The organism is Streptomyces panacea (genome assembly GCF_040560175.1).
Classification (GTDB): Bacteria; Actinomycetota; Actinomycetes; order Streptomycetales; family Streptomycetaceae; genus Streptomyces; species Streptomyces panacea.
Genome location: NZ_JARJHW010000007.1, coordinates 1 through 24,731, shown reverse-complemented (window position 1 = coordinate 24,731; position 24,731 = coordinate 1). Strand labels below are relative to the sequence as shown.

Annotated in this window: 23 protein-coding genes and 1 pseudogene; 6 read left to right on the top strand and 18 right to left on the bottom strand. The window is 70.4% G+C overall.

Going from position 1 to position 24,731, the window contains the following annotated elements; all coding sequences use genetic code 11:
* Nucleotides 1-104 precede the first annotated feature (104 nt).
* The 3 genes from P3L51_RS03410 to P3L51_RS03400 all read right to left on the bottom strand — a co-directional run bounded on the left by P3L51_RS03410 (nucleotide 105) and on the right by P3L51_RS03400 (nucleotide 2,563).
* On the bottom strand, nucleotides 105-1,067 hold the full coding sequence (locus P3L51_RS03410) for an electron transfer flavoprotein subunit alpha/FixB family protein (RefSeq protein ID WP_354603511.1): 963 nt from the start codon (nucleotides 1,065-1,067) through the stop codon (nucleotides 105-107).
* 73 nt (nucleotides 1,068-1,140) lie between these two features.
* A complete protein-coding gene (locus tag P3L51_RS03405; protein ID WP_354603510.1) occupies nucleotides 1,141-1,941 on the bottom strand; it encodes an electron transfer flavoprotein subunit beta/FixA family protein in 801 nt (266 codons plus the stop codon).
* Between the two features lie 199 nt (nucleotides 1,942-2,140).
* Nucleotides 2,141-2,563, bottom strand: a complete 423-nt coding sequence (locus P3L51_RS03400) for a TlpA family protein disulfide reductase (protein WP_354603565.1) — start codon at nucleotides 2,561-2,563, stop codon at nucleotides 2,141-2,143.
* A gap of 92 nt (nucleotides 2,564-2,655) precedes the next feature.
* Between P3L51_RS03400 and P3L51_RS03395 the strand changes: the two genes are divergently transcribed.
* A complete protein-coding gene (locus tag P3L51_RS03395; protein ID WP_354603509.1) occupies nucleotides 2,656-3,072 on the top strand; it encodes a DUF4395 domain-containing protein in 417 nt (138 codons plus the stop codon).
* Nucleotides 3,073-3,154: 82 nt separating this feature from the next.
* On the opposite strand, the pseudogene P3L51_RS03390 reads toward P3L51_RS03395, so the two are convergent.
* Nucleotides 3,155-3,262: pseudogene (locus P3L51_RS03390) on the bottom strand (IS5/IS1182 family transposase); the annotation flags it as partial.
* Nucleotides 3,263-3,319: 57 nt separating this feature from the next.
* Entirely contained in the window at nucleotides 3,320-3,676 is a 357-nt protein-coding gene (locus tag P3L51_RS03385; RefSeq protein ID WP_354603508.1) for a CU044_2847 family protein, read from the bottom strand.
* A 110-nt stretch (nucleotides 3,677-3,786) separates the two neighbouring features.
* On the opposite strand from P3L51_RS03385, the gene P3L51_RS03380 reads away from it, so the two are divergent.
* A complete protein-coding gene (locus P3L51_RS03380; RefSeq protein WP_354603507.1) occupies nucleotides 3,787-4,983 on the top strand; it encodes a hypothetical protein in 1,197 nt (398 codons plus the stop codon).
* A 12-nt stretch (nucleotides 4,984-4,995) separates the two neighbouring features.
* On the opposite strand, the gene P3L51_RS03375 is transcribed toward P3L51_RS03380, so the two are convergent.
* The gene (locus P3L51_RS03375) at nucleotides 4,996-5,598 is read right to left on the bottom strand and encodes an NUDIX hydrolase (RefSeq protein ID WP_354603506.1); all 603 of its coding nucleotides are present in this window, start codon (nucleotides 5,596-5,598) and stop codon (nucleotides 4,996-4,998) included.
* Nucleotides 5,599-5,613: 15 nt separating this feature from the next.
* Nucleotides 5,614-8,628, bottom strand: a complete 3,015-nt coding sequence (locus P3L51_RS03370) for a trypsin-like peptidase domain-containing protein (protein WP_354603505.1) — start codon at nucleotides 8,626-8,628, stop codon at nucleotides 5,614-5,616.
* A 447-nt stretch (nucleotides 8,629-9,075) separates the two neighbouring features.
* Here P3L51_RS03370 and P3L51_RS03365 point away from each other — a divergent pair, with 447 nt between their 5' ends.
* On the top strand, nucleotides 9,076-9,798 hold the full coding sequence (locus P3L51_RS03365; protein ID WP_354603504.1) for a lysophospholipid acyltransferase family protein: 723 nt from the start codon (nucleotides 9,076-9,078) through the stop codon (nucleotides 9,796-9,798).
* Nucleotides 9,799-9,899: 101 nt separating this feature from the next.
* On the opposite strand, the gene P3L51_RS03360 is transcribed toward P3L51_RS03365, so the two are convergent.
* From P3L51_RS03360 to P3L51_RS03345, 4 genes are all read right to left on the bottom strand, one after another.
* Complete coding sequence (locus P3L51_RS03360; protein ID WP_354603503.1) at nucleotides 9,900-10,592, bottom strand: B3/B4 domain-containing protein; 693 nt, start codon at nucleotides 10,590-10,592, stop codon at nucleotides 9,900-9,902.
* Between the two features lie 95 nt (nucleotides 10,593-10,687).
* The gene (locus tag P3L51_RS03355; RefSeq protein ID WP_354603564.1) at nucleotides 10,688-11,758 is read right to left on the bottom strand and encodes a threonine aldolase family protein; all 1,071 of its coding nucleotides are present in this window, start codon (nucleotides 11,756-11,758) and stop codon (nucleotides 10,688-10,690) included.
* Nucleotides 11,755-12,516, bottom strand: a complete 762-nt coding sequence (locus P3L51_RS03350; protein WP_354603502.1) for an SDR family NAD(P)-dependent oxidoreductase — start codon at nucleotides 12,514-12,516, stop codon at nucleotides 11,755-11,757. Before P3L51_RS03350 ends, P3L51_RS03355 begins: the two co-directional genes overlap by 4 nt.
* A gap of 67 nt (nucleotides 12,517-12,583) precedes the next feature.
* Complete coding sequence (locus P3L51_RS03345) at nucleotides 12,584-13,981, bottom strand: DUF6421 family protein (RefSeq protein WP_354603501.1); 1,398 nt, start codon at nucleotides 13,979-13,981, stop codon at nucleotides 12,584-12,586.
* A gap of 262 nt (nucleotides 13,982-14,243) precedes the next feature.
* On the opposite strand from P3L51_RS03345, the gene P3L51_RS03340 reads away from it, so the two are divergent.
* Complete coding sequence (locus P3L51_RS03340) at nucleotides 14,244-14,927, top strand: glycerophosphodiester phosphodiesterase (protein ID WP_354603500.1); 684 nt, start codon at nucleotides 14,244-14,246, stop codon at nucleotides 14,925-14,927.
* Between the two features lie 31 nt (nucleotides 14,928-14,958).
* On the opposite strand, the gene P3L51_RS03335 is transcribed toward P3L51_RS03340, so the two are convergent.
* The 7 genes from P3L51_RS03335 to P3L51_RS03305 all read right to left on the bottom strand — a co-directional run bounded on the left by P3L51_RS03335 (nucleotide 14,959) and on the right by P3L51_RS03305 (nucleotide 22,369).
* A complete protein-coding gene (locus tag P3L51_RS03335; protein ID WP_354603499.1) occupies nucleotides 14,959-15,510 on the bottom strand; it encodes a GNAT family N-acetyltransferase in 552 nt (183 codons plus the stop codon).
* A gap of 74 nt (nucleotides 15,511-15,584) precedes the next feature.
* Nucleotides 15,585-16,046, bottom strand: a complete 462-nt coding sequence (locus tag P3L51_RS03330; RefSeq protein ID WP_354603498.1) for a glycosyl hydrolase-related protein — start codon at nucleotides 16,044-16,046, stop codon at nucleotides 15,585-15,587.
* 81 nt (nucleotides 16,047-16,127) lie between these two features.
* Nucleotides 16,128-18,146, bottom strand: coding sequence for a DUF2264 domain-containing protein (locus tag P3L51_RS03325; protein WP_354603497.1), 2,019 nt, complete (start codon nucleotides 18,144-18,146; stop codon nucleotides 16,128-16,130).
* Nucleotides 18,140-19,024 (bottom strand): NAD-dependent epimerase/dehydratase family protein, encoded by an 885-nt coding sequence (locus tag P3L51_RS03320; RefSeq protein WP_354603496.1) that lies wholly within the window; start codon nucleotides 19,022-19,024, stop codon nucleotides 18,140-18,142. Before P3L51_RS03320 ends, P3L51_RS03325 begins: the two co-directional genes overlap by 7 nt.
* Nucleotides 19,024-19,971 (bottom strand): carbohydrate ABC transporter permease, encoded by a 948-nt coding sequence (locus P3L51_RS03315; protein ID WP_354603495.1) that lies wholly within the window; start codon nucleotides 19,969-19,971, stop codon nucleotides 19,024-19,026. The genes P3L51_RS03320 and P3L51_RS03315 overlap by 1 nt, the downstream gene beginning before the upstream one ends.
* The gene (locus tag P3L51_RS03310) at nucleotides 19,968-20,990 is read right to left on the bottom strand and encodes a carbohydrate ABC transporter permease (RefSeq protein ID WP_354603494.1); all 1,023 of its coding nucleotides are present in this window, start codon (nucleotides 20,988-20,990) and stop codon (nucleotides 19,968-19,970) included. The genes P3L51_RS03315 and P3L51_RS03310 overlap by 4 nt, the downstream gene beginning before the upstream one ends.
* Nucleotides 20,987-22,369 carry an extracellular solute-binding protein gene (locus P3L51_RS03305; protein ID WP_354603493.1) on the bottom strand — a complete coding sequence of 461 codons (1,383 nt, stop codon included), beginning with the start codon at nucleotides 22,367-22,369 and terminating at the stop codon, nucleotides 20,987-20,989. The genes P3L51_RS03310 and P3L51_RS03305 overlap by 4 nt, the downstream gene beginning before the upstream one ends.
* Nucleotides 22,370-22,526: 157 nt before the next feature.
* On the opposite strand from P3L51_RS03305, the gene P3L51_RS03300 reads away from it, so the two are divergent.
* Entirely contained in the window at nucleotides 22,527-23,312 is a 786-nt protein-coding gene (locus P3L51_RS03300; protein ID WP_354603492.1) for an IclR family transcriptional regulator, read from the top strand.
* Nucleotides 23,313-23,416: 104 nt separating this feature from the next.
* Nucleotides 23,417-24,703, top strand: coding sequence for an enolase C-terminal domain-like protein (locus P3L51_RS03295; RefSeq protein WP_354603491.1), 1,287 nt, complete (start codon nucleotides 23,417-23,419; stop codon nucleotides 24,701-24,703).
* Nucleotides 24,704-24,731: the final 28 nt, after the last annotated feature.

Here is a 24,731-nt window from a genome sequence, read left to right as displayed (position 1 = left end):
AGGTTGCGTCAATGGTCGCCCGGAGAGGCCCGGGAAGCGAGCGCGCAGCACGAAGGGGCCGCGCGGCGTGTGCGTCGCGCGGCCCCTTCGGGTGCTGCTCGGGCTCAGCCCTTGCGTGCCTTGATGGCCTCGGTGAGCTGGGGCACGACCTGGAAGAGGTCGCCGACGATGCCGTAGTCCACGAGGTCGAAGATGGGCGCCTCGGCGTCCTTGTTGACCGCGACGATCGTCTTCGAGGTCTGCATACCCGCCCGGTGCTGGATCGCGCCCGAGATACCGGAGGCGATGTACAGCTGCGGCGAGACCGACTTGCCGGTCTGGCCGACCTGATTGGAGTGCGGGTACCACCCGGCGTCGACAGCGGCGCGCGAGGCGCCCACGGCCGCGCCGAGGGAGTCGGCGAGCGCTTCGATGATCGCGAAGTTCTCGGCGCCGTTGACGCCGCGTCCGCCCGAGACGACGATCGCGGCCTCGGTCAGCTCCGGCCGACCGGTGGACTCGCGCGGCGTGCGGGCGACGACCTTGGTGCCGGTGGCGGTCTCACCGAAGGTGACCGCCAGTTCCTCGACGGCGCCCGCGACCGCGGCCGGCTCGACGGGGGCCGAGTTGGGCTTCACGGTGATGACCGGAGTGCCCTTGGTGATACGGGAGTTGGTGGTGTACGCGGCGGCGAACACCGACTGCGTCGCCACCGGGCCCTTGTCGTCGGCCGTCAGGTCGATCGCGTCGGTGATCAGACCCGAGCCGATGCGCACCGCGAGGCGGGCGGCGATCTCCTTGCCCTCGGCGGACGAGGGGACGAGTACGGCGACCGGGGACACACTGTCGTACGCGGCCTGGAGGGCGTCGACCTTCGGGACGACGAGGTAGTCGGCGAACTCGGGGGCGTCGGCGGTCAGCACCTTCACCGCGCCGTGCTCGGCCAGCGTGGCCGCGGTGGCCGCGGCGCCCGCGCCGAGCGCGACGGCGACCGGGTCGCCGAGGCGGCGGGCCAGCGTCAGCAGCTCCAGGGTGGGCTTGCGGACGGCACCGTCCACATGATCGACATAGACGAGGACTTCAGCCATGGGATGTGTTCTCCTGCGAATGCGTGTGCGTGAAGGAACCGGGACCGGTTACGGGGGCGGTGAACCGCACCCGTCAGATGAACTTCTGGCTCACGAGGTACTCGGCCAGCTGGTCGCCGCCCTTGCCCTCGTCGTTGACGATCGTGCCCGCCGTGCGGGCCGGGCGCTCCGTGGCCGAGTCGACCGCCGTCCACGCGCCTTCGAGGCCGACGTCCCCGGCCTCGATGTCCAGGTCCCCCAGGTCCAGGGACTCCACCGGCTTCTTCTTCGCCGCCATGATCCCCTTGAACGAGGGGTAGCGGGCCTCGCCCGACTGGTCCGTCACCGATACGACGGCGGGCAGGGAGGCTTCGAGCCGCTCGGTCGCCGCGTCGCCGTCGCGGCGGCCCTTGACGGTGCCGCCCTCGACGGACACCTCGGACAGCAGCGTCACCTGCGGCACACCCAGGCGCTCCGAGAGCATCGCGGGCAGGACGCCCATCGTGCCGTCGGTGGAGGCCATGCCGCAGATCACCAGGTCGAAGCCGGTCTTCTCGACGGCCTTCGCCAGGACCAGCGAGGTGCCGAGCGCGTCCGTGCCGTGCAGATCGTCGTCCTCGACGTGGACCGCCTTGTCCGCGCCCATCGACAGCGCCTTGCGCAGGGCGTCCTTCGCGTCCTCGGGGCCGACGGTCAGGACGGTGACCTCCGCGTCGCCGTCGCCGGCGTCGTTGTGGGCTCCGGCGATCCGCAACGCCTGCTCGACCGCGTACTCGTCCAGCTCCGACAGCAGACCGTCGACATCGTCACGGTCAAGCGTCAGGTCATCGGCGAAATGCCGGTCACCCGTGGCGTCGGGCACGTACTTCACACAGACAACGATCCTCAGGCTCACGCCGGCTCTCCTACCGCATCGTCTTTTCTGGGCTGCCTTGCTGCTCGCAGCATAGGCGCCTGATGGTGGGTTTCCCGGTCAGGTCGACCCGCGCACCGACCATAATATTACTCACCAGTACATCGACCTGATGCCCGCTGAGCAAGCGCTTTGAACTGTGATCTTCCCAACGCCCCACCGGCCCGCCGACCGGGAACTCTCAACTGCCGGGCGCCGCGCCGGAGACGGCCACACCGAGTGCGGCGATCACATCGGCCCTGCGGGGTGCCCCCGCCGCCCTGCGCACGATCCGGCCCGCCGCGTCGAGGACGAGCACCGTCGGTGTCTTGAGGATGCCGAGCTCGCGCACCAGCTCCAGGCGGTCCTCCGCGTCGAGCTCCACATGGGCGACGCCATCGACCATGCCGGTGACTTCGGCGAGCGTGCGCCGGGTGGCACGGCAGGGCTGGCAGAACGCGCTGGAGAACTGGACGAGCGTGGCGCGCTCCCCCAACTCCGCGCCCAACTCGGCCGCGCCGAGCCGCCTTTCACCGTCACGCCCGCGCACCTTGAGCCTCCCGTTCGTACGGCGGTGGAGCACGCCGAAGAGACTCGCCACCGCGAGCACCGCCACGCACACCATGAGCCCTGTCGTCGTCATCCCCCGTGCAGCGTTCACACGACCGCAAAATATTCCGCGGTCCCGGGCGTGCGGCCCTGAGCGATGCTGGTGTCATGAACATTGATGTCAGGGGTCCTCGCTTCGGCGCGGCCCTCACCACCGTCGTCCTGGCCGTGGTCCTCGTCACCGGCAGCGGCGCGCTTCTCGGCTGGCAGGCCCTGGTCTTCGCGGTGGGCGCGCTGGCCGGCGCGGGGCGGTCGCCGTACGGATGGCTGTTCCGCACCGTCGTACGGCCGAGGATCGGACCGCCCACGGAGTTCGAGTCCCCGCAGCCGCCGCGTTTCGCGCAGGCGGTCGGCCTGGTCTTCGCGGTGTTCGGGCTGGTCGGCTATCTGTGGGGGCCTCTCTGGCTCGGAATGGCCGCCACCGCGTGCGCGCTCGCCGCCGCCTTCCTCAACGCGGTCTTCGGCTACTGCCTCGGCTGCGAGATGTACCTCCTGCTGCGCCGTACGACCGCGGCGCTGCGCTAGGGCCTGTCGTTCGGATCTTGCCGGGCTCGTGGTCCCTGGCACCGCGCCCTGATCCAGCCTGATCCGAACGACAGACCCTAGAGCCACGCCACTGCTTCAGGTGGTTGATGCACCGTTCCACCACGTCGCGCCGCTTGTAGAGATGCTCGTCGAAGGCCGGCGGGCGTCCGCCCCTGCTGCCCCACCGAATCGATCACGCGCTTCCCCTGCCCAGAAATCCGGTCCCCGGCCCGATGCGTCCGCAGTCCTACTCGGGCTTGTCGCCGGTTGTCTGCGTGACGGCGGTCACCGCGGACTCCCCTTTGCGCCAGGTCACCGTCACTTTGAGGGTGGCCTTGCCCCCGGCATCCGTCACGACACTCACCAACTGCCCGCTCTTCGCTGCGATTTCGATGCCGAATTCCAGCGTCACCTCGTCCGGGGCCGCGCGCCGGAGTCCGGATCTGACGCTGTTTGTGACGGTCTCCAGGGTCTGAGGGAGATCGCCCAGCTGCCGTGACAGGCGTTCGCCGAAGCCCGTGTCCCTGGGGCCGTCGTCATCGTCGTTGACGCTCACCCATAGGGAGGTCCCGTCCGGCATGACCGCCTGCACTGCATCGGACACGTGTGCGCCTCCTGTTGGTTTGTCAGCTCCAGAGGGAAGGATGCCCGATTCCGGGGACGCCGGGAGGCCAGTCACTTAAAATCATGCTGCCGTCACGGAGGAGAGTGGTCATGATGGGCCGACAGGCCGAGTTACCGCCGGAGGAAATTTACCTCTCCGACGTCGAAATCCACCGCCAGTCCCCCATCGCGAGCGCCGAGGACTTACGGGCGCGTGTGCTGTTCCATGTACTGCTGTCCGACACTCTGTTCATCGGCGACGCGCAGTCACTCAACACCCCCCTTTTCCGTGCTCTGGTGTCCTCTCACGAGGCCGACGGCCACGCCGTAAGGTCGGATCTCGCGCCGCTCCTAGGCAGCGGCCACATCCAGGTCGCATGCCGGGACGGGCTGACACTGACGGCCGTCCGGGATGCTCAGGCGGTGCGGCAGGTCGAGCACGCGCCGGATTCCGCCTACGCGGAACTGATGGACGGGTTGACACGTGCGCACGCGGTCACCTACCGACTTGACGCCGTATCGGCTGCCTTCAAGTCGGGTGTGATCCGGCTGCTCGAAGAGCAGACACGGAACGCCGGGGGAGAGACCGGTGGCACGATTGACGCCGCGTTGGACTTCGTGAGGGGGCAGGAGCCCCTCTACTTCAAAGCCCTCAGAGACTGGGAGGAGTCCTTCCGGCGCAAGTCGTCGGGAAGCACGGAGATCGTGCTCGCCCTCGCCGCCGTGGACAGAGCGGCGGGCGAGTCGTACCGCCAGGCACTCCCTCATGTACTGGGGGCCGGGACCGCCGCCCCGCGCAGCGTCGAACGACCCGGCGCCGCGAGCCGCACGGTCCTGGAGCGCGCTACGCTGCCCGCCGGCATTCTCGACAGTTTCCTGCTCGGCAGACTGCCCGTCGAGGTGTTCCTGGAGGCCACGGAGCAGCAGTCCCGCGGCGTCCTTGTCCACCAGTTGGGCCTGCTGCGTCGAGGCGCCGGACCAGACGTGCACCTCCTCTCGGAAGCTGTGACGGAGTTCAGCACATGGATGCGGGAGACGTTCGTCCGTACCTTCCGTGACAACGACGAACGCGCGCGAGCGGTTCTCAACAGCAACCGCAACTTGATGCGCTTCGGAATCTCCCAGGACTCACTGACCGGCGCACTCGGCGCCGGACTCGATGTGCCGGAGACGGACGAGGACGGGGACTACCTCGGCCTGCAGGTCGTCGACCGGACTGTGCCGACCGCCGACGGAGCGGCCGATATCGAAGAACTCGACGCGCGGCAGATGCGACAGCGCGTCATCACAGGTGCGTACGCCGGCTGAGCCGGACGTCGCTCACGCCGTTGGCCCGTGGTCGGGGCCGTCAACGAGTGCGAGTGCCAGAGCGGCCAGCGTCACACCGCAGGTGACGTTGCCGTTCCGCAGCCACTTCGCCACCTCCGTGCGCGACACCCAGATCGGCCGGGCCACCGACTCCATGCCCTCCGGCTCCGCGGCGGGCGGGGCACCTGCCGAGCCGGTGGGTCGGACTTCGGCAACGAAGACGTGCACGTCCGATTCGATCAGACCTGTCTCGGCGTGAATGACGCCCAGTGAGCGCAGCGCGGACGGGGAGCAGTCGAAGCCGGTCTCCTCCCGGAGTTCCCGTGCGGCCGCGACAGCGAGACCCTCGCCGGCTTCGCATCCGCCCCGGGGGAACTCCAGGGAAACTCCGCCGATCGGGTAGCGATACGTGGGAACGAAGGCGAAGCCGTCCCGTCCGACAGGGACGATCACCACTCCGATGCTGGACCACTGCCAGCGCAGATAACGGCCCCGCTCGCCCGATGGCGCGAGTACCTCGTCATTGAACAGTGTGCCGAAACGGTTGCGGAAGACCTCCACCGCGCGCTGCCGCCGGATGGGCGGGGGCTCGGCGTGCACAGATTCGTTGTCCATCGGCGCCGGTCCCTCTCAGCTCACGTGACTGTCCAGCACAGTCTTCATCTCTACCCATGATGAGCGTTCGTGTGCGAATTCGTCGAGTTCGTCGCTGAGTTCGAGCAGCACGTGGAGCACTTGAATCTGCTGTTCCCGCAGTCGGCGCGAGGTTCGCACCGGCAGCGCCGCGCGTTCCAACGCCGCACGGCTCAGAGCGCGGTAGGCCTCGCTGAAACGCGCGGCCTGGATCAGGCCGAAGCCGTGACGCTGCAGGGTGTCGGGCAGCCGGGTGAGATAACGGCCGGGGCGGAGTCTGACCAGCTCCTCCAGTCGTTCGACCGCCTGCCTACTGGAGCTGAGCGCCTCCTCGGTCCTGCCTGTGCGGTGGCGGCATTCGGCGAGTATTTCCAGGCAGGTGAGGTACACGTCGTCCTGCCGAACACCTTCGGGGACCTGGACGCATCGCATGACTCCCTCGGCGGCGTCCCGAGCCGCACCGTTGACCTGTGCGTCTCCGAGCCGCAGCAGGGCGAGCAGACTCAGTGCGCCCGCCATGTCCATGAGGGTGTGCCACATGCCGGGATTGTCCTCGATGAGCTGCCGATACAGGGCAACAGCCTCGACACTGAGCCCCAATGCCGATGCCGTCTCCCCGGACCGGTGCCGTAGCAGGCTCAGGTTGTGCAACGCGGCGGCGTAGTCGGAGCGGTACCGCGCGGATCCGCGGACAAGATCGCGGCTGAGCACGACCGCCTCGTCGGCTGCCCGCACAGCGTCGTCCCGGAGTCCGCTCTCCTCCAACCGCAGGCTGTACCTGCGCAGGCGCCGCAGACGGAGCTGCCGGTCGCTGTCGTCGCTCCCCGTGTCAGGGGATTGGAGCAGCCGCTGGAGCACGAGCGCCGACAAGGCGGAAAGGCCGGACGCGTAGCCGGGAAGACGGGATTCGACCAGCAGGAGCAGGTCGGTGGAACAGGTCCGAAGTACCGGCTGGAGCAGGTCCGCGAGGGGCTCGGCGTGCGGCACCCGCGCGGCGACGGTCACCAGGGCCGGCACCAGGAGTTGGGGGTTGGCGCGCACAAGGTGGGCAAGCGCCCGGTCGAGGACCGCGTGGGCGGGATGGTCCGCGACCCGGCCCACGGTCGTGCAGCCACGGGCACGGGCCAGGACGTCGAGTGTGTCCGACACGGCCTTGGTCCGCGCCTGCTCGTCCCGAAGCGTGGAGACGTTCAGCACGGCCGTGAGGTAGGCGACGTCGTCGCCCGAGCTCTCGGGCTCCGCCAACACCCGGCGTACCAGGATCTCGCCCAGCCGATCAGGTTCGAGGGGGGTGACGTGGTCGCCTTCCTCCGCCGGATACAGCGCGCGTAAGCAGGCCTGTACGGCGGGCACGTTCACGGGCGGCTGTCCGGGGAAAGCTGTGTCGCGCACGGACGTCAGCAGCTCGGTCAGTTCACCCCGACTACGCCGCTGGGCCAGGGTCGGCACCAGCAGCAGGCCCTCTGCCATCAGCCGCCCGGTACGTCCCGCCAGGACACCGCCCGTCCCCAGGCGGTCCTCCAGCAGCGTGTACCATCCCGTGATCTCGTGTCGGCAAATGCGTGCAAGCGGGTCGTCGCCCTCCTTCCACTCCTCGCCCTGGCGGAGGGTGAGGACAGCGTCAAGAGCAGCCGCGAGCATTCCCAGAATCGAGTCCTGTCGGCCGGCCCTCTGCGCGAGAGACGGCGGCATGAGCACCCACGAACACTCAAGCAGGCGGGCGAACTCTCCGAACGCCTCGGTGACCAGGGCGGCGGGATCCTTGGCGGTCAGTGTGTTGGGCAGCCTGTGTGAACTCGCGCTCCTCAGAGCCCAGTCCTCGATGTACTGCTCTTCGAACTCCTCCCTCAGCGCCTGCCACAGCGGCTCCTCGGAACGTGCCAGCAACAGCACGCGCAGCGTGATGCCGTCAGGCAGGTGCCGTCGGATGTGCGCCATGACAGCACTGATGTCGCCGATCCGTGCTTGGGCATAGTCGAACACCACCAGACAGGGAAAGCCCGCGCCGAGAGCGGCGGTGAGACCATCAAGCCACCGCGTTCGTCGCAGGGGGTCACCGAGTGACCTCTTGTCCGCGAATCCGGCTATCCAGCCCATGTTCCGCAGTTGGTGGCACAGTTCGGCGGCCAGACGGGTCTTGCCCGACCCGCCCGGCGCGTACAACAGGCGCAACAGTTGATCGTCGAGTTCATAGCACCAGTTCTTGAGCTCGCCGAGTTCAGGGCGGTCCACGAACGGCATGACCCCGCGTGCCAGCATCTGCGCCGGCGTGTTCCCGAACCCCTGCCCCGGACCGCCGGGTTCGGGACCGAAGAGGTCCGCCTGGCGTCCCCTACGGTCGCCGACGAGGTCGAACCAGACCGTTCCTGGCCGGTGCGCGGCGTGATTGCGTTGCAGCAGCCCCGGCGAGCACTCCTCCACGGCGCTTACCGGAATCAGCCATCCGCCCGACGCTCCTTTCTCGTGCCGGGACGCCTTGAGCATCCCGCACACACGCCCCGTCGTCGTGTCGAGCACCGGGCCGCCGCTGAACCCCTGAACCACCTTGTCCCACTGGAGCCGCACGAAGCGCCCGCTCCGGCCGGCCACGGTGAGATGCAGAGTGTCGGGCTGAACGCCCGGGTCCAGCGTGTCGCCGCTGAATCCGTGAACGGACACAGACGCCGCCTGCGTGGGTGGCCCGGCCCCGAGCCACACCCCATGCAGATCATGTGCGGGCTCACTCAGCCGGACCTCGGCAAGATCCGGGAATCCGTAGGTACTTCCTGCGCCCTTCTCCTCAGGTGTGAGACGCACGACCTCGATTGCGACGGTGCGACCCTCCACCGTGGCCGTCAGGCCGCTCCTGTCCCGCCCGGCCACCACGTGCGCGCACGTGAGGGCGGTGTCGGGCGTCACGAGGAAGCCGGTCCCGCAGAAGGTCTCGCCGGCCCAGAGGGCCACAACGTTCCGCTCGGTCAGGATGCGCAGCCTCTCCAGTGACTCGCCGTCCAGGCCCTTGTGTGTCGTCATCGATCTCCCCCGAGCGCGGCCCCGCGCATCCCGCTCACCGTCAGACAGGTGTCGACAGCATTCTGCCGGTACGTGAGATGTGGCATCGCCTTGTTCCGCGCGTCGGCTCACCAGGAGGCCGCGTCGCGTTCGATGATCTCGTCGCCCCTCAGCGGGCCGCTTCGGACCGGGGAGATGGTCGGCCCGGGACAGTTCGAGGTGCCGGGTGCCGGGGACGCCGTCCGGACGTTCTGACGTGGCGGCGGAACAATGAGCCCGCCCGGTGGGCCGGCCGGCGGCAAACGCCCTGATCACCCGGGAATGACGTGATGAGAATCTCGCTCCGCGCCGTCGGCAGGACTGGCCACAAGGCCGTGTTTGGGGCACGATCTGCCCAATGCCGAAAACCTACGGCTGCGTAGCTTCCGTCGGGAGAACCCTCCCCGGAACAAGAAGGGTCCCCTCCAGATGGCAGAGCTCGTCTACCGGCCGGTCGTCGGCGCCGCCCGCACACTGTTCAAGGCGCTGGACCTCAAGATCGAGACTCAGGGGTCCGAGAACATTCCGCGTACCGGCGGTGCCGTGCTCGTCAGCAACCACATCAGCTATCTGGACTTCATCTTCACCGGGCTCACCGCGCTCCCCCAGAAGCGCCTCGTCCGCTTCATGGCGAAGGACTCCGTTTTCCGGCACCGGGTCTCGGGACCGCTCATGCGCGGCATGAGGCACATCCCGGTGGACCGTGAACAGGGCGAGACCGCCTACGCGCACGCGCTCGACTCGCTGCGCGCCGGCGAGATCATCGGGGTGTTCCCCGAGGCGACCATCTCGCAGTCCTTCACGCTCAAGTCCTTCAAGTCCGGCGCGGCGCGCCTGGCGCAGGAGGCCGGCGTGCCGCTGATCCCGATGGCGCTGTGGGGCACCCAGCGGCTCTGGACCAAGGGGCGCCCGCGCAACTTCCGGCGCAGCCACATCCCGGTGACGATGCGGGTCGGCGAGCCGCTGGAGGCCCCCGCCGACCAGTACGCGGGTGCGATCACCCGGCGGCTGCGCGATCGTGTGCAGGAGCTGCTGGAAGCCGCCCAGCGCGCCTATCCGGTACGGCCCAAGGACGCGAACGACACCTGGTGGGTACCGGCGCACCTGGGCGGTACGGCTCCGACCCCGGCCGAGGCCCGCGAAGCCGGCTGAGCCTCGCGGCCCTACGGACAACAGCACCGAAACGTCACTGCAGGTCCGCGGGACCAGCCCGTGAGCCGGTCCGTACCGCCGGTCCCCCGGCCTGCGGCTCGTCAGCCCGCGGGGTGCACCGTGATCCGCGCCCCGGGGCTCAACTTCTCCAGCGATTCGGCGAGTTCGGTACCCGCCGTGTCGAGCTCGGCGCGGGTCGTCGGGGCCAGGCTCTCCAGCAGGAAGACCGCGTTCACCGACTCCTCGGTGAGCCGGGTGCGCACGCCCTGGCGCCAGTTCCAGCGCCGGCAGGTGACGCCCTCGTCGTCGCGCCACACGACCTCGCCCGCGTCCGGGTGCTCGACGGCGCTCTCGCCGCCCGCGGCGGTGTGGAACGGCTCGTCGCCGGTGGCCCGTACGAGCCGCATGGCGCCCGTGATCCGGTCGATGTCCTCACCGCCGACAGGGATCAGATGGGCCACGCTGATCGCGTTGTAGAGGTCCACGAGCAGATTGATCCGGGGCAGACCGCCGTCGGTGAGCGCGCGCCTGGCCAGTGCCTCCGCGGAGTTGCGGGTACGGGAAGGCTTGCTGCCGAAGGCGGTGTACGCCGCGCGCCAGGCGGCCATGTGCGGGTCCTCGTGCGGGGCGCGCCCGTCCAGACGGGCGGCGAGCCGGCGGGCCGCGTCGTCGAGCAGCGCCGAACTCGCCTCGTTGCTGGGGCCGTTCACCAGCCCGTGGGCCTCGACGGCGAGCGGGGTGAAGCCGGGGACGAGGGTGCGCACCTCGTCCGACACGGTGAGTGTCAGGGTCATCGTCTGCCTTGCCTCGGGACGTACGGAAGCGGTGCATCACAGCACACCGGGAGGTCTACTGTAATGCACCGCGAGAGGAGGGTCCGGGTCGTCGGTTACCTGGCCATCTCTTCCTTCAGCGCCTGGACGAACGCGTCGACGTCGTCCTCGGTGGTGTCGAAGGCGCACATCCAGCGCACGTCGCCGGCCGCCTCGTCCCAGAAGTAGAAGCGGAAGCGCTTCTGGAGGCGCACGCTCACGTCGTGCGGCAGCCGGGCGAAGACGGCGTTGGCCTGGACGGGGTGCAGGATCTCGACGCCGTCGACCGCGCGCACGCCGTCGGCGAGCCGCTGCGCCATGGCGTTGCTGTGCCGGGCGTTGCGCAGCCACAGGTCACCGGCCAGCAGCGCCTCCAACTGCACGGAGACGAACCGCATCTTGGAGCTGAGCTGCATCGACAGCTTGCGCAGCCGCTTCATCGCGCGCACCGAGTCCGGGTCGATCACGACGACGGCCTCACCGAAGATCGCGCCGTTCTTCGTGCCGCCGTAACTCAGCACGTCCACACCGACGGTGTTGGTGAAGGTGCGCATCGGTACGTCGAGGGAGGCGGCGGCGTTGGATATCCGGGCCCCGTCGAGATGGACCTTCATGCCCCGCTCGTGGGCGTGCTCGCAGAGCGCGCGGATCTCGTCCGGGGTGTAGACCGTGCCCAGTTCGGTGTTCTGGGTGATCGAGACGACCTGCGGCATGGCGCGGTGCTCGTCGTCGTAGCCCCAGGCCTGCCGGTCGACCAGCTCCGGGGTGAGTTTGCCGTCCGGGGTGGGCACGCCGAGCAGTTTGAGCCCGCCGACCTTCTCGGGCGCCCCGCCCTCGTCCACGTTGATGTGCGCGGACTCGGCGCAGATCACCGCGCCCCAGCGGTCGGTCATCGCCTGGAGCGCGACGACATTGGCCCCGGTGCCGTTGAAGACCGGGAAAGCCTGCGCGGTGGGGCCGAAGTGGCCGTGCATGACGCGCTGGAGATGGTCGGTGTACTCGTCCTCGCCGTACGCGACCTGGTGGCCGCCGTTGGCGACGGCGAGCGCGGCCAGCACCTCGGGGTGGGCGCCCGCGTAGTTGTCGCTGGCGAAGCCGCGCGTGCCGGGGTCGTGGTGCGCACGCGCGGCCGTCGTACGGGACGTCATGACTCGGGCGTCAGCCACAGGCGGTTTCCGTTCACTTCACCGGCGGGCCGGTCCCAGACCCCGGCGATGGCGTCGGCCAGCTCTCCGGTGTCCGTGAAGCCCGCGAACTTCGCATTCGGGCGCTCGGCGCGCATCGCGTCGTGCACCAGTGCCTTGACGACCAGGATCGCAGCCGCCGCGCGCGGCCCTTCGTCGCCCCCGGCCTTGCGGAAGTCGTCGCCCAGCGCCAGCGTCCAGGCCTCGGCCGCCGCCTTGGCCGCCGCGTAGGCGGCGTTGCCGGCCGTGGGCCTGCTCGCGCCCGCCGCGCTGACCAGCACGTAGCGGCCGCGGTCGCTGCGCAGCAGGGCGTCGTGGAAGGCGAGGGAGGTGTGCTGGACGGTGCGGATCAGCAGCTTCTCCAGCAGGTCCCAGTCGGCGAGGTCGGTGTCGGCGAAGGTCTTGCCGCCGCGCCAGCCGCCGACGAGATGGACGAGACCGTCCACCCGGCCGGCGTCCTTCTCGGTCTTGGCCGCCCAGGCGCGGGTGGCCACCGGGTCGAGGAGGTCGACGGTGTCACCGATGACGGTGGCGCCGCCGTGGGCGCGGCGCGTGGCGTCGACGGCCTCGGCGAGGCTCGTGGCGTCCGCGTCGCCGGCCACCACCGTCGCGCCGGCCGAGGCCAGACGCAGCAGCGTGGCGCGCCCCGCGGGGCCGCCCGCTCCGGCGACCGCGACAACGGCGCCGTCCAGTGCGACGCCCGCTCCGGTGGTTGCGCTCATGGTCGTCTTCTCCGTCATGCCGGTGTCCCCCGCAGTCCTTCGTGTGTGTGCGCGCCGCCGCTCGGGCTCACGCGGCTCGCTTCTCGGGGCTCGTCGCCGTGATGCCCTGGGTGGAGGCGATCACGGTCTTGAGCTTCTTGGCCAGTGCCTCGTAGAACATGCTGAGCGGAAACTCGTCCGGAAGCACGTCGTCGACGAGCTTGCGCGGGGGCAGATCCAGGTCGAGGGCGTCCGGGCCCTTGGCCCAGCGCGATCCCGGGTGCGGGGCCAGATAGGTGGAGACGAGGTCGTAGGCGGCGAACCAGTGGACCAGTTTCGGGCGGTCGATACCGGCCCGGTAGAGGCTCTCGATCTCGCCGAGCAGCTGCTGGGTGACCTGCGGGGCCCGGTCCCAGTCGATGCGCAGGGTGTTGTCGGTCCAGCGGACCACGTCGTGCTTGTGGAGGTAGGAGAAGAGGAGCTGGCCGCCGAGGCCGTCGTAGTTGCGCTCACGGGCGCCGGTGACGGGGAAGCGGAACATCCGGTCGAAGAGGACCGCGTACTGCACGTCGCGGCCCTGCGCGACGCCGTCGGCCTCCAGCTTCACGGCCTCCCTGAAGGCGGTGAGGTCGCAGCGCAGCTCCTCCAGGCCGTACATCCAGAACGGCTGCCGCTGCTTGATCATGAAGGGGTCGAACGGCAGGTCGCCGTGGCTGTGGGTGCGGTCGTGGACCATGTCCCAGAGGACGAAGGCCTGCTGGCAGCGGTCCTGGTCGCCGATCATCTCGTGGATGTCGTCGGGGAGTTCGACACCGAGGATGCCGACGGCGGCGTCGGTGACCCGGCGGAAGCGGGCGGCCTCGCGGTCGCAGAAGATGCCGCCCCAGCTGAACCGCTCGGGGGCCTGCCGGACGGCGATCGTCTCGGGGAAGAGGACCGCGGAGTTGGTGTCGTAACCGGCGGTGAAGTCCTCGAAGGTGATGCCGCAGAAGAGGGGGTTGTCGTAGCGGGTGCGCTCCAGCTCGGCGAGCCACTCGGGCCAGACCATGCGCAGAACGACCGCTTCCAGATTGCGGTCCGGGTTGCCGTTCTGCGTGTACATCGGGAAGACGACCAGGTGCTGGAGCCGGTCCACGCGGTCGGCCGCGGGCTGGAAGGCGAGCAGCGAGTCCAGGAAGTCGGGCACCTCGAAGGCGCTGTCGGCCCATTTGCGGAGGTCCGAGACGAGCGCGGCGTGGTAGGCGGCGTCGTGCGGCAGCAGGGGCGACAGCTGCTCGACGGCGGCGGTCACGCGGTCGAGCGTGACCTCGGCGAGGGCGCGCGGGGGCGCGTCGTCGGCGTCGAAATCTATGGAGCCGTCCTTGGACTGCCAGGGGCGGATCTCCTCGACGGCGTTCTTGAGCTCGGTCCAGGCGGGGTGCTCGACCACCCGCTCGGCGTCGGCCGTGTGCCCTCCGGGTCGGTCCTGCACAAGAATTTCCGTCATGTCACGTCCTCCACGGGAGAAGCTGGCGTCAAAGCACCGTATCGGTCTTCGATTCTCCCGTACAAGTACGGACGACACAAATTATCCTGCCTCACTTTGGGTTTACGGGCGTTTTTCCTGCCGTTCGCCCCGTGGACGACAGTCCCCAGCCTGTACGGGTACGACACGGGTCCAGACCGGCACCGTGGCCGTTAGGCTGCCGCCGTGCCGCGTGGGGCACCAGCGCCGCGCGGGAGCCGCCGACGACGGAAGCGAGTCAGCCTTGACTTTCCTCACCATCGGTCATCGTGGAGTGATGGGTGTCGAACCCGAGAACACCCTGCGCTCCTTCCTGCACGCCGAGCGGGCCGGTATGGACGCCATCGAGCTCGACCTTCATCTGAGCAAGGACGGCGCCCTCGTCGTCATGCACGACGCCGAGCTGGACCGCACGACCGACGGAACGGGCCCGATCGCCGACCGGACCCTCGCCGAGCTGCGGGAGCTCGACGCGGGACAGGGCGAGCGCGTGCCGGTCTTCGAGGAGGTCCTGGACGCGGTGGGCGCACCGCTCCAGGCGGAGATCAAGGACGTGGCGGCGGCGCGCGCGCTGGCCGAGGTCATGCACCGGCGGAAGCTGGTCGGGCGGGTGGAGGTGTCCTCGTTCCACGACGAGGCCGTCGCCGAGATCTCCGCGCTGGTGCCCGGCGTACGGACGGTGCTGATCGCCGGCCGCTGGGGCGGTGACATCGTGGACCGGGCGGTCGCGGTCGGCGCGGACTCGCTCGCGCTGAACATCCGGCGGCTGACCCTGGAGGTCGTCGAGCGCGCGCACGAGGCGGGGCTCGGCATCATCGGGTGGGTGGTGAACACCCCGGACCAGTTGCGGCTGGTCCGCGCGTTCGGCCTGGACGGCGCGACCACCGACTTCCCGGAGATCCGCCGCACCGGCCGCTTCACGGCCTGACGCCGTGCTGACCGTGGCGCCGGCGCCACGGTCAGTCGAGCGGCTTGACCAGCAGTTCGAACGCCAGGTCGTCGCGCTGCGGGATGCCGAAGCGCTCGTCGCCGTACGGGAAGGGGGTCAGCTGTCCCGTACGGCGGTAGCCGCGGCGCTCGTACCAGGCGATCAGGTCCTCACGCTGGACGATCACGGTCATGTGCATCTCGCCGACGCCCCAGTCCGCGCGGGCGCGGCGCTCCGCCTCGGCGATGACGCGCTTGCCCAGGCCGCCGCCCTGCGCCTCGGGGTCGACGGCGAACATGCCGAAGTACGCGGCGGGACCGCGGTGTTCCAGCTGACAGCAGGCGACCAGCGCGCCGTCCGACTCGACCGTCAGGAGCCGGCTGCCGTCGGCCTCGATCACGTCGAGCACGCCCTGCTCGTCGGTGCGCTGCCCCTCCAGCAGGTCGGCCTCGGAGGTCCACGACGCGCGGGCGCTGTCACCGCGGTAGGCGGACTCGATGAGCGCGACGAGCCGCTTGACGTCGTCTGCGGTGGCGTCCCGGTAGGTGAGCAGGCCGGGGGCGGGGCGCGGGGTGGTGTCCATGGTGCGCGTTCTCCGATTCTCCGCTGCGGGCGGGCGGCGCGCCCGAGCCTAACCCCACTTCCCGGGGGTCCCGATCAATGGGGTGCGCGGAGCCGGATCGCCCGGATCTCGAAGGGGCGCAACCGCAGCGGTACGGCTCCGTCCGGCGCCGCGGGCAGTGCCGCTCCCGGTTCCTCCAGCAGGTCGGCGTCGAGGGCCACGACCGGTCCGTACGAGGCGGTGAGCGCGGCCCGTGCCGTGCCGCCGCGCGATTCGTACCGGCGCACCACGACATCGCCGGACCGGTCGTCGGCGAGCTTGACCGACTCGACGACGACGTCCGGGTGGTCGACGGCGACCGGCGGGGCGGTGTCGGCGCGGCCGGAGCGCGCCCGGAGCGGGAGGTTGAGCGCGTAGCCACCCGCGCCCCGGGACCGGTTCGCGCGGGACCGCCCAGGCGGTCGGGGTGAGGGGGACGGCCGCGCTGTGGAGCGCGGGGCGCAGGCGCCGTTCCAGGAACTTGGTGACGCGTTCCTCGGTGAGTCGACGGTCGTCATGCACGGTGCTGAACTCCCGGCTCGCAGAGGCGGATCGCTGGCGTCGGGGGTGCGGTGAGGGGGGCGTCGGGGCCCGGCCCCTTACGGCTTGGGCAGCCGCAGGGCGTCGGTCCGGCCGTCCGGCCAGCTGACGGTGACCGTGGCGTCGCCGCCCGGTTCCGTGAAGTGCCAGGCGACGTGCGGCAGTTGGGCGTCGTCCAGCCGGGTGCCGCCGAGGTGGACCGCCGCCGCGTGGACGCGGCCGGATCGCGGCGGGCCGTCGGTGAGCAGCAGCGGCACGGTGCAGACCGCGCCGAGCGGGGTGCTTCCCCGGGACTCGTAGAGCCCCGCGTGGTCGAAGCCGGCGAGCCCGACGACGGTGGAGAAGGTGCCGTCCGGTCCGCCGACGGTTACGCGCGGCGAGGCGCCGTCGGTCGCGTTCCGGTACGCGTCGATGTCGGCATCGGCGTCGGCATCGGCGAGTGGCCACCCGCCGAGGCGCAGCCGCCAGGGGCCGGGGTGGACGGTGTGCGGGGAGCCCTGCGGCTCGTTGTCCTCCGCCGCGGGGTCGACGCGGACGGCCCGGATCTCGACGGCGCCGCGCAGCACCGAGCCGACGGTGATCCAGGGGCCGAGGCGGTGCGCGGTGTCGGGACCGCCGAAGGGGTCCCACTCCTCGTCGTGGGGCCAGTGGGCGCGGCTGCGCGAGACGCCTGTCGCGCCCTGGACGGCGATGCGGTGCAGCGGGCGGCGGTGCGCGGCGTGTCCCGCCTCGTCGACCAGGGTGACGGTGGAGTCGACCGGTCCGCCCGCCGGGTCCCGCGGCATGCCGGGCGCGGTGTGGGTGGAGTAGGCGAGGCGCGCGTAGTTGGGGTCGTCGGAGACCGGGCGCGCCGGGTCCGCGTGGTCGCTGCCGTGGTTGACGACGCGGACGATGCCGTCGGCGGCGGTCGTGGAGACCAGCCAGCCGGGCGCGGCCAGCGTGAGCGCGTGGTCCGCGCGCTCGACGGGCAGGGCGGTCCTCGGCTCGGTCCAGACGGGGTGCCCGGCGGGCAGGAGCAGGCCCGCGAAGCCTTTGCTCGCCCAGTAGGGCGACGCGGGGCCCGAGTACGCCTGCCGGATCCGCGGGAAGGCGTGGTGCCAGCCCAGTGGGAGCAGTCCGTCGCCGTTCACCGCGCCGTGGCCGGTGAAGTGGTCGAGGGTCCGGTCGGCGAGGGCGCCCGTCTCGCCCGGTTCGAGCGGGGTGGCGTCGAAGAGCGCGCCGGTCCACAGTGGGGCGAGGGTGGCGAACCGGTAGGTCAGCGAGCGCCCTTGGACGAGTGGCGAGCCGTTGGCGCCGACGAGCCGGCGGTAGTCCTGGAGGTAGCGGCGCAGGCGGCGCCGGTAGCGGTCGGCGAGATCCTGTCCCGGGCCTTCGGGTGCGGCGTCGCCGAGGATCCGGCAGAACCAGAGCGGGTAGAAGTGCATGGCCCAGCCGCTGTAGTGGTCGTAGTTGCGGTGTGCGCCGCCGCTGAGGCCGTCGGAGTACCAGCCGTCGCCCGTGTACCAGGCGTCGGTCAGCTCGATGGTGCGGTCGAGGTCGTCGGCGCGCCAACTGCCGCCCGCCGTACGGGAGAACGCCTCGGTGACGGCCTGGAACCAGATCCAGTTGTTGGGCGGCATGTCGGTGCCGACCATCTGCCCCAGCCAGTGGAGCAGCTGCTCTCTGGTGCGTCCGGTCAGCCGGTCCCAGATCCATGACCGGGTCTCGTGCAGGGCGATCGCGATCGAGGCCGCCTCCACCTTCGCCTGGTTGGACTCGGCGAAGGTGGGCCAGCGTTCGCGGGAGGCCGGGTCGACGCCGGCGGTGAGCCCTTCGGCGTACCACTCGGCGAAGTGGTGCGGGTCCTCGCCGTTGGCGCCCGCCAGCCGGAAGGCGGCGAGCAGGAAGGTGCGCGCGTAGCCCTCCAGGCCGTCGCTCCAGCGGCCGTTGGCGCTCTCGGGCCCCGGCAGCCGGATCAGCGCGCGGTGGTCGGAGGCGTACGGCCTGGGGGCGAGCAGCAGGCGGTCGGCCAGCTTCTCCCAGCGGGCCCGGGGTGTCGGAGCCGTACTCCGCGCGGGAGCCGTACCGCCCCTCAGCACGCTCCTCCCTCCGCTCCCCCGGCGTCCGCGTCCTCGGCGCCGAGGGGGCTTCTGCGGTGTCTCGGGGCGAAGCCCAGCAGCCGTGCGCAGGCCGAGGTGTCGAACAGCGAGGCGTGGCCGGTCAGTTCGGCGAAGTACGGCACGCCCGGGTGGTGCTCTTCGAGCAGTTGGGCCGTCGGCACGGGCGACGAGGTGTCGTCCGCCGCGACGTTGAGCACATGACAGCCCGTCAGCTCGGCGAGGAGCGCGTACCGGACGGCCCTGGCGGCGTCCCTGGTGTCGAGCCACCCCCAGAGGTCCATCCGGTGGGCGGCCGGATCCCGGCGCACGGCGGCGAGTTGTCGCGCCAGCCGTTCGCCGGTGCCGGTGAACGGGAACCGCATGCAGACGATGTCGGTGCCGTGGCGCCGGTGGGTGGCGCGGGCCGTCTCCTCCAGGGCGAGCTTGGAGAGGCCGTACGGATCCTGGACGAGCGTGGGGTGTTCCTCGTCCAGGGGTACGTAGCGCGGGGACTGCGGCTTCGGTGACCAGGCGAGTCCCACGGCCGCCAGGCTGGAGGCGGCGACGACGCGGCGTACGCCGGTGCGGCCCGCCTCGTCCAGGACCCGGTGGGCGGTGAGGCAGTTGGTGGCGAACAGGGCGCTGTCGTCGTCGGAGTTGGGGTGCGGGACGGCGCCCAGATGGACGACGGCGTCGGCGTCGGCCATGGCGTCGCGCACCAGTTCCGGATCGCGCAGATCGCCGGTGTGGACGCGGTCCAGCCGTGGGTCGTCGACGGGGACGAGGTCGGTGGCGACGATCCGGTGGCCGTGGGCCAGCAGGTCGTCGATGACATGGCCGCCGATGTGTCCGGCGGCTCCGGTGACCAGTACGCGCATCAGCCCTTCACCGCCCCGACGAGACCGTTGACGAAGTATCGCTGAAGACAGAGAAAAAGCAGTACGACGGGGATGACCACGATGAGGGCTCCGGCCATCAGGTTGTTGTAGTGCGGGACGTTCTCGGCCGCGAGGGTCTGGAGGCCGAGCGGGAGGGTGAAGGCCGACCGGTCGTTGAGCGAGACCCGGGTGAGCAGGTACTCGTTCCAGGTCGGGATCGCGGTGAGCAACGCGACGGTGATCAGGGCGGGTTGGGCCAGTGGCAGATAGATGTTGAGGAAGATCCGGAACTCGGCCGCGCCGTCGACCCGCGCGGAGTCGCGCAGTTCGGCGGGGATGGCGCCGAACGCGCCGGTCATGAGCAGGATCGACAGCGGGGCACCGCCGTTGACGAAGGGCAGCACCAGTCCCCAGTGCGTGCCGAGGATGCCCAGCTCGTTCTCCAGCAGCACGATCGGCAGCATCACCGTCACGCCGGGCACGAAGAGCAGCGAGACGAACAGCCGCGACAGGAAGGTGCGTCCGGGGAAACGCAGTACGGCGAAGGCGTAGCCGGCCGCCGCGTAGATCACCAGTGTGAGGGCCACGGTGTAGAGGGTGACCAGCAGGCTGTTGAGGAAGAAGTCGAAGAAGTGGAGCTTGTTCCAGGTGTCGATCAGGGTGTCGAAGGTGGGGTTCCTCGGGATCAGATGACCGCCGCTGACCACCTCCAGCTGGTCCTTGAACGCGGCCGACACCATCCAGAGGAACGGATAGACGCTGACCAGTCCGTATCCTCCGAGCAGCAGACCGACGACGGTACGGGCGAGGATCCGGCGGGTGCGGGCCCTGTTCCCGCCCGGTCGGTCGCCTCCTGGGCCCGCCTTGCCGGTCGGGCCGGCCCGGTGGGGGCCTTCGGTCGCGTGGGCGCGTTCGCCGGCCGGATCGGCCAGGGGGATCGACGTCATGTCTTGCTCCGCAGCGCTCGCAGATTGATCAGGGCCAGTACCAGGGCGGCGGCGAACAGCAGCCAGCCGAGCGCGCTCGCGAGGCCGAGCGTGGGCCGCAGCTCTTCGAGGAAGGCGAGGCTGTACGCCTCCAGGCCGAGCACGTTGGTGTGGTCGCCGGGGCCGCCGTTCGTCATCACCAGGAAGGTCTGGAAGCCCTGGAGCGAGTCCCGCAGGTTGAGCAGGACGACGATCGCCGTGATCGGGCGCAGCAGGGGCCAGACGACGGACAGGTTGGTGCGCCACCAGCCGGCGCCGTCGAGTTCGGCGGCTTCCAGCAGGCTGCGGTCGATGGTCTGAAGGCCCGTCAGATACAGGAGCATGGCGACGGGGACATGGCCCCACACGGTCACCACGATCATGGTGGGCAGGGCGGTGTCGGGGTTGCCGAGCCAGCCCTGCGGCTGCTGGAGCGAGCCGAGTCCGAGCTGGTCGAGCAGCAGGTTGACGGCGCCGTCCGGCTGGAGGATGTACTGCCAGGCGAAGAAGACGGCGATTCCGCTGGTCACGTACGGCAGGAAGAAGACCGACCGGAGGACCGACCGCATTCCGCGGGCCCGGTTGAGCAGGATGGCCAGCGGAAACGACACCAGGACCGTCAGCAGCGGTACGGAGATCATGACCTGGAGCGTGTTCAGGCCCGCGCTGCGCACCCGTGGCGCGTAGATGGGGCTGCGCCAGAGCAGATCGGCGTAGTTGTCCAGGCCGACCCAGGTCCAGTGCGGCATGAAGCCGTTCCAGGACGCGAAGCTCAGCAGGAGGCCGTAGCCGATGGTGTACAGGCCCATGACGGCGAAGAGGACGACGGCGGGGGCCACGAACAGATAGCCGGAGACGGCCTCGGTCCTGATCCCGCGGCGCGGTGTCCGCCCACCGCCCTCGCGGCCCGGCTCGGCGATGTCTCCCCCGGCCGGGGGCGTACGGCTCGCGCCGTCGCCCCCGGCCTCCCCGTGTGCGGTGGTTCGAGGTGCTGTGGTCACTGCGTCGCCCAGTAGTCGCTGTTGAGGTCACTGAGCCTGCCCCCGGCCCCGGTCGGGCTGTCCTTCCCCAGCGGGGTGAGATCGGCGAGGAGTTCGCCCGCCCTGTCCTGGTCGTAGCCCGGCGGGCGGAAGTCGTTGAGGCTCGGGTCGTACGTGGTCCCGGGCGTGCCCCGGAAGCTCTCCATCATCGAGGTGAGGGCGGGGCCGAGGACCTTGGCGGAGTCGGCGCCCAGTTCGGTGGCCGGCAGATCGGCGGACTCCTTGGCGAACCTCGCCGCGACGTCGGTGCCGGAGAGGAATTCCATCCACTTCTTGGCGTTCTCGGGCTGCTTGCTGGTCGCCGTGAGGCTCAGACCGGTGAGGGCGATCGGGCCGAGCGCGCGCTCGGGGACGGCACCGTCCTTGGGCGCGGGCAGTCCGAAGGCGAAGACGTCGTCGGCCGTCATGCCGTTCTGCTGGAGGAAGGCGAGGGTGAAGGTGCCGCCGACGGCGAAGGCCGACCTGCCCTGGGCGAAGGCCTGGTCGGCCTCGTCGATGGTGAGGGTCTGGCTGCCCGGCATCCAGTACGGGGTGATCTCGTCGTACATGGAAAGGACCTTGGTGCCGTTGGCCGAGCTGAAGTCGCCCGCCTTGTCCCTGCCCCACAGACTCTCGTAGTCCCGCTTGCCCAACTGGGCGTAGGCCAGGGGCTGGAGGACCCAGGTGAGTCCGGTGGACTTGACCTTCAGGCCGAGGCTGACGCCGCCGGTCCTGGGGTCCTTGTGGTGGGTGGCCTCGACCGCGGCCAGGAACTCCTCCCAGGTGGCGGGGGCCTCGGTGATTCCGGCGTCGGCGAGCTTCCGCTTGTTGGCGTAGACGATGCCGAAGGTGCCGGCGGTCAGGGGCACGCTGAAGCGCTGGTCCTGCTCGACGCCCTTGAAGGTGGAGTCCTTGGCCTGCGACTCCTTGAACTTCTGCGCGGTGACGGTGCCCGAGCCCTTGATCGCCTCCTGGAAGCGGCCGCTCCAGGAGTCCGGGATCGTGTCCTGGAGGTCGGCGGTGACGCCGGCGGCGCCGAGGACGAAGTCCTCACCGTCGGAGTGCACTTCGAGCACGTCCGGCAGATTGCCGGTCTTGGCGGAGCTCTGCACCTTGGTGGTGTAGGCGTCGTCGGGCGTGTACGCCTCGATCGTGACCGTGATGCCGGTCTCTTTCCTGAACTCCGCCGCCGCCGCGCGCAGGGCGCCGACGTGGGACTGCTTGAACGTCCACATCTCCAGCGACTTCGAATCGCTGCCGGAGTCGGACGAGCCGCCGCAGGCGGAGAGGGTGGTGAGTGCGAGTGCGGTGGTCGCGGCCAGAGCCACGAGCCGGACATTCCGCGCGAAAGGTGTGCGCATGGCCCCTACCTAAGAATCAACCGTTCAGAAGACCGAATGGCGTTGGAGTGACCGAACTTATGGTTGCGGTGATATAGCGTCAAGACGCACGTCGAGAATCGTGCTGACCGGATCGCCGAGGGGCGCCGGTGCGGGGAGCGGAGGTTCCGTGGAATCGGTGGCAGCAGCAGCACGGGGGCGCAAGCCCGAGGAGGTCAAGTCCGCAGCTCGGGTGCTCGAGGTGCTCGAACTGCTCGGCACCGAGGGCGCCCGGCTCTCGCTCGCCGAGATGGCGAGCGCGATGGCGGTGCCGAAAAGCAGCCTGCACGCGATCCTGCGGACGATGGAGGCCCGGCGCTGGGTCGACCTGGACGCCTCGGGCACCCGCTACAGCCTGGGCCTCAAGGCCCTGCTGACGGGCACGGCCTATCTGGAGGGCGACGACGTCGCGAGCCTCGCCGGGCCGGTCCTGGACGCGCTCGCCGAGGAGACCGGCGAGTCGGTGCACCTGGGCAGGCTGGACGGGACGGACGTCGTCTACCTGGCCAAGCGCGAGTCACGCCACGCCCTTCGGATGTACTCGGCGGTGGGCCGCCGGCTGCCGGCGCACGCCACGGCCCTCGGCAAGGCGATGCTGTCGCAGTACGACGCGGCCGAGGTGCAGCGCCGGCTCGACTGGCCGCTGGCCAGGCTCACGCCCGACACCGTGACCGATCCCGACGAGCTGATCCGCCGGCTCGCCGAGGCCCGGCTCCAGGGCTGGGCGATGGACGACGGCGAGAACTCCGTGGACATCCGGTGCGTGGCCGTGGCCCTCGGCACGGGACACGGCGGCGGCGACGCCATCAGCTGTTCGGCCCCCAAGAGCCGGATGGACGACGCCCGCGCGCAGGAGATCGCCGGAGCCGTCACGGAGGCCGCACATTCCCTGCGGACCCTCCTCAAACGGCTCGGGCAGCACTGAAGACCGCTCGACCCATATTTGGTAGAGTCATTGACAAATTAAAGGCGCCTTCTCTACGTTCGGATAGCAGTACACCATCCTGCTATCTGTACGCTGGAGTTCGTATGGCTCAGCCTGATGCCCGCTCCGACATCCTCGCCCCCGCTCCCTGGGGCGAGGACCGCGGTGCGAAGATCCGCATCACGGCCGTCTCCACCTTCCTCACCGCGCCGCACGGCTGCCCCCATCTCATCGTCCGCGTCGAGACCAACGAGCCCGGGCTGTACGGTCTCGGCTGCGCGAGCGACCCGCAACGCACCCTCGCCGTACGGTCCGTGCTCGACGACTACCTGGCCCCCCTGCTGGTCGGGCGCGATCCCGACGACATCGAAGACATCCACCGGCTGCTCCTCAACAGCGCCTACTGGCGCGGCGGTTCGGTCACCGGGAACGCGCTCGGCGGGGTCGACGTCGCCCTGTGGGACCTCAAGGCCAAGCGCCTCGGAGCGCCGCTGCACTCGCTGTTCGGCGGCCGGGTCCGTACCCACGCCGAGGCGTACACCCATGTCAGCGGCGCCGGCGCCGACGAGATCGCCGACCAGGTGATGGCGGCGCGCGAGCGCGGCTACCGCCACGTCCGCGTCCAGGCGTCCGTGCCCGGCTCCGACACCTACGGCACCGGCGCCACGGCCTCCGCCGACGCCCACGCGCTGCGCACCCGCTCGGTGCCGTGGGACTCGGCCGCGTATGTACGGACCGTGCCGCGTGTCTTGACAGCCGTACGCGAACAGGTCGGCGACGAGGTCGAGTTGCTGCACGACGTACACGAACGCCTCGACCCCCGGCAGGCCCGGGACTTCCTGCGCCGGGTCGAGGACGCCGGGCTGTACTTCGTGGAGGACCTGCTCGCCCCGGAGGACGCGGGCCACTTCGCGGCGCTGCGCGCGGGCTCCCCCGTACCGCTCGCCGTGGGCGAACTCTTCCACGACGTATGCCAGTTCCTGCCACTGCTCGACGGCCCCGCCATCGACTTCGCCAGGATCCGGGTCCCGACGCTCGGCGGTCTCACCCCGGCCCGCAAGCTCGCCGCCTACTGCGAACTGCGCGGCGTACGGCTCGCGCCGCACGGTCCCGCCGACGTCAGCCCCGTCGCCCAGGCCGCCACGCTCGCCATGAACATCAGCAGCCACGCCTTCGGGGTGCAGGAAGCGGCCGTCTTCAAGCCTGCCGTGCTCGACGTGTTCCCCGGTACGGTCGTGGCGAACGACGGCGCCCTGTCCCCGCACGAGAGGCCCGGTCACGGGGTCGACTTCGACGAGGTGGCGGCGCGCCGGCATCCGGTGCCCGAGCCACTGGAACACGACCGCTGGGCCCTGCTGCGCAACACCGACGGGAGCGTGCAACGACCATGACAGCCACCACATCGGGCCCGCCGCCCGG